Annotated in this window: 12 protein-coding genes and 1 pseudogene; 5 read left to right on the forward strand and 8 right to left on the reverse strand. The window is 61.9% G+C overall.

Annotated features, from left to right (window positions below):
• The first annotated feature begins 56 nt into the window (after positions 1-56).
• Positions 57-812 (forward strand): leucyl/phenylalanyl-tRNA--protein transferase, encoded by a 756-nt coding sequence (gene aat / locus ACYU81_RS09840; RefSeq protein WP_460987479.1) that lies wholly within the window; start codon positions 57-59, stop codon positions 810-812.
• A gap of 35 nt (positions 813-847) precedes the next feature.
• Here the strand turns inward: aat and ACYU81_RS09845 are convergent.
• The 4 genes and pseudogenes from ACYU81_RS09845 to ACYU81_RS09860 form a co-directional block, all read right to left on the reverse strand.
• Positions 848-1,255 (reverse strand): annotated as a pseudogene (locus tag ACYU81_RS09845) (DUF2155 domain-containing protein); the annotation flags it as partial.
• Positions 1,252-1,650 carry an NADH:ubiquinone oxidoreductase subunit NDUFA12 gene (locus tag ACYU81_RS09850; RefSeq protein ID WP_460987480.1) on the reverse strand — a complete coding sequence of 133 codons (399 nt, stop codon included), beginning with the start codon at positions 1,648-1,650 and terminating at the stop codon, positions 1,252-1,254. The pseudogene ACYU81_RS09845 and the gene ACYU81_RS09850, both read right to left, overlap by 4 nt.
• Before the next feature lie 51 nt (positions 1,651-1,701).
• On the reverse strand, positions 1,702-2,229 hold the full coding sequence (locus ACYU81_RS09855; protein ID WP_460987481.1) for a DUF192 domain-containing protein: 528 nt from the start codon (positions 2,227-2,229) through the stop codon (positions 1,702-1,704).
• Between the two features lie 65 nt (positions 2,230-2,294).
• Complete coding sequence (locus ACYU81_RS09860) at positions 2,295-2,819, reverse strand: regulatory protein RecX (protein ID WP_460987482.1); 525 nt, start codon at positions 2,817-2,819, stop codon at positions 2,295-2,297.
• Between the two features lie 201 nt (positions 2,820-3,020).
• Here ACYU81_RS09860 and ACYU81_RS09865 point away from each other — a divergent pair, with 201 nt between their 5' ends.
• On the forward strand, positions 3,021-4,742 hold the full coding sequence (locus tag ACYU81_RS09865) for a fatty acyl-AMP ligase (protein ID WP_449474588.1): 1,722 nt from the start codon (positions 3,021-3,023) through the stop codon (positions 4,740-4,742).
• A 144-nt stretch (positions 4,743-4,886) separates the two neighbouring features.
• Here ACYU81_RS09865 and ACYU81_RS09870 read toward each other — a convergent pair whose 3' ends face one another.
• From ACYU81_RS09870 to cysS, 4 genes are all read right to left on the reverse strand, one after another.
• On the reverse strand, positions 4,887-5,639 hold the full coding sequence (locus ACYU81_RS09870; protein ID WP_460987483.1) for a ParA family protein: 753 nt from the start codon (positions 5,637-5,639) through the stop codon (positions 4,887-4,889).
• Between the two features lie 161 nt (positions 5,640-5,800).
• On the reverse strand, positions 5,801-7,171 hold the full coding sequence (locus ACYU81_RS09875; protein ID WP_460987484.1) for a class II 3-deoxy-7-phosphoheptulonate synthase: 1,371 nt from the start codon (positions 7,169-7,171) through the stop codon (positions 5,801-5,803).
• A gap of 155 nt (positions 7,172-7,326) precedes the next feature.
• Positions 7,327-7,605: a Rap1a/Tai family immunity protein gene (locus ACYU81_RS09880; RefSeq protein WP_460988162.1), complete on the reverse strand. Its 279-nt coding sequence runs from the start codon at positions 7,603-7,605 to the stop codon at positions 7,327-7,329.
• A gap of 184 nt (positions 7,606-7,789) precedes the next feature.
• Positions 7,790-9,307, reverse strand: coding sequence for a cysteine--tRNA ligase (gene cysS / locus ACYU81_RS09885; protein WP_460987485.1), 1,518 nt, complete (start codon positions 9,305-9,307; stop codon positions 7,790-7,792).
• A gap of 288 nt (positions 9,308-9,595) precedes the next feature.
• Here cysS and ACYU81_RS09890 point away from each other — a divergent pair, with 288 nt between their 5' ends.
• The 3 genes from ACYU81_RS09890 (at position 9,596) to ACYU81_RS09900 (ending at position 12,135) form a co-directional block, all read left to right on the forward strand.
• Positions 9,596-10,306: a Bax inhibitor-1/YccA family protein gene (locus ACYU81_RS09890; RefSeq protein WP_196225352.1), complete on the forward strand. Its 711-nt coding sequence runs from the start codon at positions 9,596-9,598 to the stop codon at positions 10,304-10,306.
• Positions 10,307-10,308: 2 nt separating this feature from the next.
• On the forward strand, positions 10,309-10,587 hold the full coding sequence (locus tag ACYU81_RS09895) for a TFIIB-type zinc ribbon-containing protein (RefSeq protein WP_460987486.1): 279 nt from the start codon (positions 10,309-10,311) through the stop codon (positions 10,585-10,587).
• A 93-nt stretch (positions 10,588-10,680) separates the two neighbouring features.
• Positions 10,681-12,135 (forward strand): mannose-1-phosphate guanylyltransferase/mannose-6-phosphate isomerase, encoded by a 1,455-nt coding sequence (locus tag ACYU81_RS09900; RefSeq protein WP_460987487.1) that lies wholly within the window; start codon positions 10,681-10,683, stop codon positions 12,133-12,135.
• The last annotated feature ends 65 nt before the right edge of the window (positions 12,136-12,200 follow it).

The following is a 12,200-nucleotide window of genomic DNA, read 5'->3' on the forward strand; positions in this document are numbered from 1 at the left end:
AATTGCGGCAAAGCCCCTCTGGCGCCCGTGCCATCGTCTCGCTAAGCCTTCATCCAATGACGATAGATCCTCTGGTCCTGCTGCAGGCCTATTCCATCGGCGTGTTTCCCATGTCGGATGACCGGGATGCGGAGGAGGTTTATTGGATTGAGCCCAAGCGGCGAGCGATCATGCCGCTCCATGGCTTTCGCATGTCCCATTCGCTGGCCAAGACGATCCGGCAGGAGCGTTTCCGCGTGACTGCCAACCGCGATTTTGGCGCTATTGTCTCGCTATGCGCGCAGGCGGCGGAGGATCGGCCGTCGACCTGGATCAACAAGGAGATCGAGCAGACATACCGGCATCTGCACGAGATCGGCTTTGCGCATTCGATCGAGGTTTGGGATGGCGAGGAGCTGGCGGGGGGCCTCTATGGCGTCGCTTTGGGCCAAGCCTTTTTTGGCGAAAGCATGGTGTCTCGAAAAACCGATGCTTCAAAGGTCGCTCTGGCTTGGCTCACCGCCCGCATGCTCTTTTCAGGCTTCACCTTGCTCGACTGCCAATTCATGACCGACCATCTTCGGTCATTGGGCGCGATAGAAATCAGCCAGAAGGATTATCTGGGGTTGTTGGCAGGTGCGCTGGGCGATGTGCCGCTAGGCGCGGGCCGTTCTTCGGCATTGGCCGGGGGTTCGGGGGGCTGGGCCGAACTGGCATTTGCGCCGCTCGGCGGAGACGCGTCCGATGGGGGTTCGCCTTTGCCGCCAAGCTTGACCGTGTCGGGGCCGCTTTCCGGCCAGGACATCGTGCAGCTTCTTACCCATACATCGTAGATAGGATGCTGCACCACGTTGCGGTCGGGCCGTTCCTTGAACAGCCAGCCCGAAAAGTTGCGGCGCCACTTATTGTCGGCGGTGCTGCGCACATCGAGTTGAACGAAAGCCCCGGTTTCGTGAACATTTTCCCAGGGGGCGGTCGTCTCACACGCCTGCAGGCGGACGATTGCGTCGCCTACGCGTAAGGCGTCGCCGGGCTTCATCGTGAGGTCGGTGGTGATGCCGTTGCGCTTGTTGAGCAGGCCGATCACCGCGACGCGATCCGCCATGGGCGTGCCAGGCAGGGCAGAAGAATCGCCATTGCGAATCTTCTGCCCCTCGATCTTCACGGGGCCGGTCTGGTTCGCAGTGGGGAGTTCATCGCCGCCGCAGGCCGCAAGCGACAACAGCAGGGCGAGGGGCAGGATCGGCAGGACCGTCCCCGCCGGGCGCAGGGTCATGATGCGTCGGGGCTCCACGCTTCATAATCGCCGGTCGCGCGCTGGCGCTGCGCACCTTTTTCCAGCGCACCCGTGGGCCGGTAAGCATTGGGAGTGCCAGTCGCGTTGGGCGTGAAATCCCGTTCCCAGATACGGGGCGGGGGGAGGAAGCTTTCCGGCGTTCCTTCGATCGTGTGATGCAGCCACCCATGCCATTCCGCAGGCACGCGGCTAGCGTCGTTATTGCCGTTGTAGATTACCCAGCGGCGGGTGTGGCCGTGCACGTCCGTGCCGCCTTCATAATAGACATTGCCCTGATGGTCCTCGCCCACTTTCTTGCCCTTGCGGGAGGTATAAAGTGCGGTGCCGATGGTCGCGCCATTCCACCAGGTGAAGATCTTGGCCAGGATTCCCATGGGGCAAGCGCTTAGCGCCTGCCGTGGGGGATTGGCAAGGCGGATATGGCGTCAGCGGGTGCGCGGTGGGCAGAAATCGAGGTTGGCGGGGCTTTTGACCGCGGGATCGACGCAGCTGCCCCAAGATACACTGTCGCCCTCGGCGATGCCGAGTTCAGCCGCCCGCCCGCCTCGCAGTTCAAGGACGGCCGCCACAGGAACGCCTGCAGAAACCGGCACGCGTGAATAGGGTGCGGCATTGGCGGCGATGAAGGCGATCACCCCGTCGGTGCGGATGAAGAGCATGTCGAGCGGGATCAGCGTGTCCTTCATCCAGAAGCTGGCGGTGCGGGGCGGCGACATGGGAAAGAGCATGCCGCTATTTGCATCCAGGGACTTGCGGAACATCAGGCCCTTTTCCTGCTCCTTTTCGGTGATGGCGGTTTCCACCGCAAAACGGTGCTTGCCCGAGTCCGTACGGATTTCAAGGGGGAGCAGATTGGTCTGCTGGTTTGTAGGGCTGGCGGTCTTTTCCGCCTTGGGCTGAGTGGGAGAACAGGCGGCTAAAACCGCGACCAGGAAGGGAAAGGCGATCCGCATCCTGCTGTGCTAGCCTATCCGGGAGTAGTGGCGCCACAGATTTTGCGAAGCCCCATGGCGCGCCGTCACTGGTCGGGGTCTGGCGGTTCGCCTGGAGCAGCGTTCGTCCAGCGACGGGCGGTGTCGAAACTGTGGCCTGCGCGCAGGAAAGCGGCGATGGCCTTTTCACGCTGCTTAGGATCGGTTGCTGCCGTGGCATAGGGGCCGAGGCGTTTGCGGCGGGCGAAACGATCGGCCGCAGCCCAACTATCGTTATCGACCTGAGCGTCTGCTTCCGCGCGATCAGTGTCCGCTATGCCATCGGCGCGCAGGGTCTGTGCAACGCGGCGTGCGCCATAGCCGCGACGGGTAAGCGCCGCGCTTTTCATGACGGCAAAGCTGCGATCATCGACATAGCGCAGTTCGGCCAGCCGCTCGACAAGCCGTTCCGGCGTGGGCGGACCTTCGCCAGCCCATCCGCGTTCCTGCAACTTGCGGTTGAGATAAGCGAGCAGCTTCGCCCGGCTCGTCGCGAAACGGCCGACATAGCGCAGGGCCAGATCGCGCAGGCTATCGCCATCCAGCGGCGGTCGGGGGCGTTTGCCGGTCATATGAGCGCCTTCATGGCAATGGTTTATGCGACGGGCGCCTTGATTATGCCACAGTGGGGCCGGAATTTTACCGCGCCTCATGCTGTAGAAGGCCAAGCTGGAATGCAACTATCCGGTGCATTGCCGCGTCAAAGATGATAGCGGCGCGCCCGGATGACAAGATTGAAATTGGGTGAAACCAATATGACGGGTTCGCAAAGCATGATGGCACCGACGCCGACCAATGACGCCCTTCCCCGGCGCTTCTCGGATTTCGAGACGCTGGGCGAGGCGCTCGACTATGCGGCGCAGGGTCAGCGCGGGCTGAATTTTCATGATGCGCGGGGCAATCTGGCGCGACCCTATCCCTTTGCCGAACTGCGCGCCGATGCCATCGCATGCGCCCACCGCCTGATCGCCCATGGTGTGAAGCCGGAGCATCGCGTGGCTCTGGTGGCCGAAACGGGTACGGACTTTGCGCAACTTTTCTTCGGCATTATCTATGCCGGTGCGTGGCCGGTGCCGCTGCCGCTGCCCACCAGCTTTGGCGGCAAGGAAAGCTATATCGACCAGCTGAATGTCCAATTGGATAGCTGTGATCCGATGCTGTTCCTCTTCCCCAAGGAGCTGGAAGAGATGGCGGGTGAGTCAGGCCGTCAGAAGGATGTCGAGAGCATCGCTTTCGAGGACTTCATCGCGCGGGAGGCCGTGGCCTGCGATCTGCCGCAGGCGAAGGGCGAGGAAATCGCCTATCTGCAATATTCGAGCGGTTCGACCCGCTTCCCCCATGGCGTCGCCGTGACGCACCATGCGCTGCTCAGCAACCTCGCCGCGCACAGCCATGGCATGCAGGTGCAGGATAGCGATCGCTGCATCAGCTGGCTGCCTTGGTATCATGACATGGGTCTAGTCGGCTGCTTCCTGTCCGTCGTCGCTAACCAGGTGTCGACCGATTATATGAAGACCGAGGATTTTGCCCGTCGTCCGCTCGCGTGGCTGGACCTCATCAGCCGCAATGAAGGCACCTCGATCAGCTATTCGCCGACATTCGGCTACGACATTTGCGCACGGCGCATGTCGAGCCAGACGAAGGCTCAGGATCGGTTCGACCTGTCGCGCTGGCGGCTCGCGGGCAATGGCGCGGACATGATCCGGCCCGACGTGATGCAGAGCTTCGTCGACGCCTTCGCTGATGCGGGTTTCTCGCCCAAGGCTTTCCTGCCGAGCTATGGTCTGGCCGAAGCCACGTTGGCGGTCACCATCATGCCGCCCGGTGAGGGTATCATCGTCGAGCTGGTCGAGGAAACCGACCTGTCGGGCGGCGACGCGACCGAGGGACGCCCGCAACGCTTTCGTTCGATCGTCAATTGCGGCAGGCCCGCGCGCGACATGATTGTGGAAATCCGTGACGAGGACGGCGGGCTGCTGAATGAGCGGCAGATCGGCAAGGTCTGGACTACCGGCCCATCGCTGATGGTGGGCTATTTCCGCGATCAGGAGGCTACCGACGCCTGCATGGCGGATGGTTGGCTCGACACCGGCGACATGGGCTATCTGAGCGACGGCTATCTCTACATTGTCGGCCGCGCCAAGGACATGATCATCATCAACGGCAAGAATCACTGGCCGCAGGATATTGAGTGGGCCGTTGAGCAGTTGCCTGGTTTCAAGCAGGGCGACATCGCGGCCTTCGCGATCACCACGCCGGGTGGCGAGGAAGCGCCTGCGGTGCTCGTGCATTGCCGCACGTCAGACAATGACGAGCGTACGCGGCTTCGTGACCAGATCCGCGAGCGGGTGCGGGCGATCACCGGTATGAACTGTGTCGTGGAGCTGGTGCCGCCGCGTACCTTGCCGAGGACAAGCTCGGGCAAATTGAGCCGGTCGAAGGCGCGGAACCTGTATCTGACGGGTGAGATCAGGCCTTATGACATTGCTGCTTGATTGGTGCGTCCGCTCCGGAACGCACTGAGGCATAATAGGATAACTAACCTCTGTTCGGGCTGAGCTTGTCGAAGCCCTTCACTTCTCTTCAGAGAAGTAGAGCCCTTCGACAAGCTCAGGGCGAACGGCGGTTCAGTAGCCTTCTCAGTTCGTTTTCAACACCTGCCGCTCGATCGTCGTCCACAGGCCTGCGAAAGCCTGCGCCGGGGGTGAAGACGCCGCGAAGGCACCCAGCGGCTTCCTCTTCACCGTCATCTGCTCGACCATGCTGGCCATCGGGACAGCGGGCCAGCCGGGCTGTTCCTCCAGCGCCTTGCGGTGAAGTGCGCGGCGGCGGTCGACCATGGAATAGACGGGCAGGATCGGTGGATGCGATCCGCCGCGCTGGACGAGGTAGCGCGCTACTTCGCCCATTGCACGTTGCGACAGGGGCGAGGGGATGACCGGAATCACGATCATGTCGGCGGCACGCAGTACCTGTTCGCTGGTTTCAGTGAGGCCGGGCGGGCAATCCAGGATGATGCGGTCATAATCCTTGCCCAGATTTTCAATCAGCTTTGCGAGCCGTTTCTTCTTGTCCATCTCGCGAAAGAGGTGGTCGAGGCTGCGCAGAGAGGTGTCGGCGGCGATCAGGTCGAGGCCGGGCACGGTCGAAGGCTGGATGAGCTTGCGCACCTCCACATCCTTGCTGAAGATCGCTTGCGCCGCGTCGCGGCTCTGCCTGTCCGTGGAGATAAGCCAGCTGGCCGCAGCTTGCGGATCAAGATCCCACAGCAAAGTCCGTCGCCGCGAGATGGATGCAGATGCCCAAGCCAGATTGATCGCGAAGGTGGTTTTGCCAACGCCACCTTTAAGGCTGTAGACGGCGATGGTCGCCAATGCCGGTTCCTTTGCCATGGGGTGAAAGCTACGGCTTTGACCCGCCAAAGCAAGCGGACAATCATAAGTTAATGACGCTGTCGTGACAGGATTGGTTTTCCCGTGTCCTCGGCGGGGAAGGCCCATGAAAAATCCCGCCGGAAATATCCGGCGGGATTCTCTTCGATCGTTCTGAAGGATCAAGCCGCCGCGCGGCGTTCCTTCAGTTCCTCGTTCAGCATCTCCGCGAGCAGGAAGGCTAGTTCCAGGCTCTGTGCTGCGTTGAGGCGCGGGTCGCAATGGGTGTGGTAGCGATCGGCAAGGCCCTCGTCCGTGATGGCGATGGCGCCGCCAGTGCACTCCGTCACATTCTGCCCGGTCATTTCGGCATGGATGCCGCCGCCGAAGCTGCCCTCGGCCCGGTGCACGGCGAAGAAGCCGCGCACCTCGGCCAGGATGCGGTCGAAGGGCCGCGTCTTGTATCCATTGGCCGCCTTGATGACGTTGCCGTGCATCGGGTCGCAGGACCAGACGACCGGATGGCCTTCGCGCATCACCGCGCGGACCAGCTTGGGCAGGCCCGCCTCGATCTTGTCATGACCATAGCGCGTGATGAGCGTGATGCGGCCCGCCTCGCGCGAGGGATTCAGGATGTCGAGCAGGCGAATAAGCGCGTCGGGCTCAAGGCTCGGGCCGCACTTCATGCCGATCGGATTGCCGATGCCGCGCAGATATTCGACATGCGCCGACCCTTCGAACCGCGTGCGATCGCCGATCCAGAGCATGTGCGCGGACGTGTCGTACCAGTCGCCGGTCAGCGAATCCTGACGGGTCAGCGCCTCCTCATAGGGAAGGAGCAGCGCCTCATGGCTGGTGTAGAAGCTGGTTCCGCCAAGCTGCGGCACAGTCTCCGGCGACAGGCCGCAGGCGCGCATGAAGTCGAGCGCCGCGCCGATCTGGTCGGCCACAGCGTCGAACTTCGCCGCGAGCGGGCTGCGGCCCATGAAATCCAGCATCCAGCCATGCACGCGATCCAGGCTGGCATAACCGCCGGTCGAGAAGGCGCGCAGCAGGTTCAACGTCGCCGCCGACTGGTTGTAGGCGCGGATCATGCGCTGGGCATCGGGCTCGCGCGATTCCGGCGTGAACGCGATGTCGTTGACATTGTCGCCGCGATAGCTGGGCAATTCCACGCCACCGATCGTTTCCGTGTCGGCCGAGCGCGGCTTGGCGAACTGGCCCGCCATGCGGCCGACCTTCACGATCGGCAGCTTGGACGCGAAGGTCAGCACTACCGCCATCTGCAACAGCACGCGGAACGTGTCGCGGATGTTGTTCGGGTGGAACTCCGCGAAGCTTTCGGCGCAGTCGCCGCCTTGCAGCAGGAATGCCTCGCCGGTCGTGACCTTGGCGAGTTCAGCCTTTAGGTTTCGCGCTTCGCCGGCAAAGACGAGCGGGGGAAATTGGCTGAGCTGACCTTCCACGGCGGCCAGCGCCTGTGCGTCACGATAGAAGGGCATCTGAATGCCCTTATGCTCCCGCCAGCTTTCCGGCGTCCACTTCGCCGTCACGTCATGTCTCCTCATGCTAAAAATAGTGGCCGCCCCTACGCCCATGTGGGAATCAAAGCAAGTTTATACCATCCCCATCCAGGATGCGGCGCGGAGAAGGCGGGTTTCAGGTGCAGCGGATTGTCCACGTGCTGCGCGAACCAAGTTCCGCCGCTTCATTTCTTGCAAGGATAATGCTCGTTCAGCGCGATACTGACGATGACCGAGGCAGGGGCGTTGCGCTGGTCGGGATAGCGTTCAAGATAGGCGACGACGATGCGTCGCACTTCTTCCGCCAGCATCCGGTCAGGCCAGCAATTAGGCTGGGCGCGACCAATGAACACGTCCTTCTTGATGCCGTCCACCGCGCCGACGATGTACGCGGTGCAGGCCAGCGCATATTCCGGCGCCTTGTTGCGGCACTTTGCGCGCAGCGTGGTGCCGGTTTCGAACATGAAATGCTGGGCGACGGCAGGCGGAGTGGCCACCGGGCTCCCGAACAGGAGCAGAGCTGTCAGAATGTGCCATTTCATGAGCGGATGGTGCGCTTCCTGCACTGGTCTGTCCAGCCGGGCAGGCGCGCGCGCGACACGGACTGGCGCATTATTACGAAACCGTAACATATGGTAAATAAAGGATTTACCCTAGCCTTGGCCGCCATTCCCAGCGCTGCGGGTCACCGTCCATGACGTCGATGCCACGTTCGATGAGAGCATCCCTGATTTGGTCCGACAGGGCGAAATCCTTTTCCGCACGAGCATTCTGGCGACGGTCGAGTTCCGCCTCCACCTCGGTGGGCGTCGTTTCCGCGTCTTTGGGCATGATCCGAAGGTCCGCGCGGCTCAGTTGAAGGAGGTTGAGCCCCAACGCCTGATCGAACGCGGCGATCAGGCACAGCTTCTCATCGACCGGCACCTTCTTGATGGCAATCGCCTCTTCCAGCAGTGGTAGAGCGCGCGGGGTCATCAGATCGTCGCTGATCGCGGCGTCGAACTGTTCGAGCAGCGGCGCGAGCTTGGGGTGAAGGTTGGCGCGAAGGTAATCGAGGCGGGGCGACTGCCAGGTTACGCCTTCGGCGCGGCTTTTCAGCCCCTCTACGCCCATGATCAGACGTTTGAGCCGGGTCAGCGCCGCGCCGACGCTTTCGGCGCTGAACTCCAGCTCGCTGCGATAATGGGCGCCCAGGCACAGCAGGCGGTAGGCGAGCGGATGCACGCCCGCGTCGATCAGCGAGAAGAGGGTGGTGAAGCCGCCCTTCGACTTGCTCATCTTGCCTTGGCGATCGACGAGAAAATTGTTGTGCATCCACCAGCGCGCACCGGTGAAGCCGGGTTGCGCATCGCTGCAGCCGCAATAAGCCTGATTCTGCGCGATCTCGTTGGGATGGTGAATTTCCCGATGGTCAATGCCGCCGGTGTGAATGTCGAACGGATGACCAAGGCGCGCCTCGCTCATGACCGAGCATTCGAGATGCCATCCTGGCGCTCCCTTCCCCCAGGGTGAATCCCATTCCATCTGGCGCTGCTCGCCCGGCGGTGACTTTCGCCAGATGGCGAAGTCCGACGGGTTGCGTTTGCCCGCTACCGGATCGATGCGAGCGTGGGCAGCATCGTCCCGCCCACCCGCCAGTGCGCCATAGTCGGGAACGGTGCTGCTGTCGAAATAGAGGCCGCCTTCCAACTCATAGCAGTGGGCAGGCGCGATCTTCCTGGCGAACTCGATCATCTGCGGGACATAGTCGGTCGCGATGGTCCATTCGCTGGGGGCCATGATGTTGAGGTCGGCGATGTTACGCTTGAAGGCGTCGGTATAGTGGGCCGCTATGTCCCAGATGCTCTTCGCCTGGGCACGGGCGGCAGCCTCCATCTTGTCATCGCCCGCGTCGGCGTCGCTGGTGAGATGGCCGACGTCGGTGATGTTGATGATGTGAGTGACGTCCAGGCCCTTCCACAGCAGCGTGCGGCGCAGCGTGTCCGTGAAGACATAGGCGCGCAGATTGCCGAGATGGGCATAGTTATAGACGGTAGGGCCGCAGCTGTAGACGCGCGCGTGGTTCGCGTCGATCGGAGCGAAAGGTTCGACCATACGGGTCAGGCTGTTGAAGAGGCGCAAGGGCGCGTCGGCATGCTGCTCGGCAGGGGTGAACTGGTCGCTCATGGAGCGAAGCCATGCGGCGGTTCAACTGACCCGTCAACTCTCGCGTGGACTTGTAACAAATTGTTGCTGGCGGGCTGATGGGTTGCGTTCCTGCGTTCTACTTCCAATATTGCTTGTGCGGGCCGGGCCCCTCTGGCGGCTGGAGTTGATCCAGCTGTGATGTCGGACCGCATCGAGTGCGCTCGGTGCAGGTTCGTGGGGCTGTCCCCCCTTCTAGCCTCGCGAAGACCGCGCCGGGCCACTCGATCCACATGATGTTTGTTGTTGAAGGATGGAGTTTTTAACGCCGTGAACAATCCCGTTCGTACACCCAATTATGGGACGACACAGGCGGCGCAACATGACGCCGGGCTGCGTAGTCACATGCTGGGCGTTTTCCGTAACATGGGGATCGGCTTGGTCATCACTGGCCTGGTCGCTGCCTTCATCGGCAATACGCCCGCGCTGGCCGCCGCGATTTTCAACACGCCGCTCAAATGGGTGGCGATCTTCGCGCCGCTGGCGTTCGTGTTCTTCTTCAGCTTCCGCATCGAAAAGATGACGACTGCGGGCGCGCGGATGGCCTTCTGGGCCTTTTCCGCCGTCATGGGCGTGTCGCTGGCCAGCATCTTCCTGGTCTTCACTGGGGCGAGCATCGCACAAGCCTTCTTCTCGGCGGCGGTGATGTTCCTTGCCATGGCGTTGTGGGGTTATACCACCGGGCGTGACTTGTCGAAAATGGGCTCATTCCTGATCATGGGCCTGATCGGCATATTGGTCGCGAGCCTCATCAACATCTTCATTGGCTCATCGGCCATGCAGATGGTGATCTCGATCATCGGCGTAGTTGTCTTCACCGGTCTGACGGCGTGGGACGTGCAGCGGATCAAGTCCGAATATTTCGCCTATGCTGGCCATGAAGTGGCGCAGAAGATGCAGGTCATGGGTGCGCTGTCGCTGTACCTGAACTTCGTGAACCTGTTCCAGATGCTGCTCAGCCTGACCGGCGAACGGGAATAATGATGCGCACTCCCGAAGCCGTGTCGGCCATGCTCTGCCCGGTCTGTCATGTCGGACTTTCGATGACGGATCGGCAGGGGGTAGAGATTGATTATTGCCCACAATGCCGCGGCGTGTGGCTGGACCGGGGCGAACTCGACAAGATCATCGAGCGGTCAGGCTCTGCCGCAACTCCGGCGCCGCAGCAGGTTCCCTATCGGCCGGATCGCGAATATCGCGACGATGGCCGATATTATCAGAAGAAGCGCAAGAAGAGCTTCCTGGAAGAATTGTTTGATTAGGACGGCCATCGTGCCGTCCTTTTTTGAAGCGCTTGCCTCTGGCCGCTGATCCTTTAGAGCTTTCCCTCAGTTCCACTTCGCGGCCAGGATTTCATGTCGACAAGCAATGCACCTCATGAGGTCACGCCCGTCATTCTTGCGGGAGGGTCGGGTACTCGGCTCTGGCCGCTGTCGCGCAAATCCTATCCCAAGCAATTCGTGCCGCTGCTGGGCGAGACGACATTGTTCCAGTCGGTCGCGCGGCGTCTTTCTGGCAAGGCCGAGCGATTTTCCTTTGACCGGCCGCTGGTCCTTACCAACTCACTCTTCCGCTTCATCATCGCCGAGCAACTGGCGAAGGAAAATATTGACCCGCAGGCTATCCTGATCGAGCCGGAAGGTCGCAATACCGCGCCCGCCATATTGGCCGCTGCGCTGTATCTGGTGGCGCGCAAGCCCGACGCGATCATGCTTGTCGCGCCTTCCGACCATGTCGTGCCCGATGTTGAGGCGTTTCATGCAGCCGTGGGCAAGGGGCTGGGCGCAGCGCAGGGTGGCGACCTTGTCACCTTCGGGATCAGCCCGACGCGGCCCGAGACGGGCTATGGCTATCTTCAGGCACAGAACAAGCCGGATGGTTCGGGTGCGCCGATCAAGCTCGCCAGTTTCGTCGAAAAGCCCAATGCGGCGCGGGCGGAGGAGATGCTGGCGACGGGCGATTATCTGTGGAATGCGGGCATCTTCCTCTTTGCCGCAAAGGACCTGATCGCCGCTTTCGAGCAACATGCGCCTGCGATCCTGTCGGCTGTGCGAGCTGCCGTTGAGCAGGCGGAGAGCGATCTCGGCTTCCTTCGATTGGCGGCGGAGCCTTGGGGGCAGGCGGAAAGCGTCGCCATCGACTATGCGATCATGGAGCGGGCCGACAATCTCTCGGTCGTGCCGTTCGATGCGGAATGGTCCGACCTTGGCGGCTGGGATGCGGTGTGGAGCCATTCGCAGCCGGATGAGAATGGCGTGGCGCTATCGGGTGCTGCGACAGCGTTGGATTGCCGCGACACATTGCTGCGGTCGGAGAGCGAGGGGTTGGAACTGGTCGGGCTCGGTCTCAACAATATCGTGGCGGTGGCGATGAATGATGCGGTGCTGATCGCCGACAAATCGCGCACGCAAGATGTGAAGCTGGTGGTCGAAGCGTTGCAGCGCAAGGGCGCGCCGCAGGCGGAGGCTTTTCCGAAGGATCATAGGCCGTGGGGCTGGTATGAGAGCCTGGTCGTCGGCTCGCGCTTCCAAGTGAAGCGCATCACAGTTCTGCCTGGCGCCTCGCTCAGCCTGCAAAGCCATTTCCATCGATCGGAACATTGGATCGTCGTCGAGGGGACGGCCAAGGTGACGGTGGGCGAAGACGTTCAGCTGCTGTCGGAGAACCAGTCCGTATATGTGCCGGTAGGCGCAGTTCACCGGATCGAAAATCCGGGCCGCATCCCGATGGTGTTTATCGAGGTGCAGACCGGGTCCTATGTGGGCGAAGATGACATCGTGCGGTATGAGGACCGATACGCGCGGAATTGATGGCTTTTGGATTCGCGCAGAGGCGCAGAGGGCGCAAAGACGATTTAGTTCACGCGGAGGCGCGG

The sequence above is a fragment of the Sphingobium sp. TomTYG75 genome (assembly GCF_054771635.1).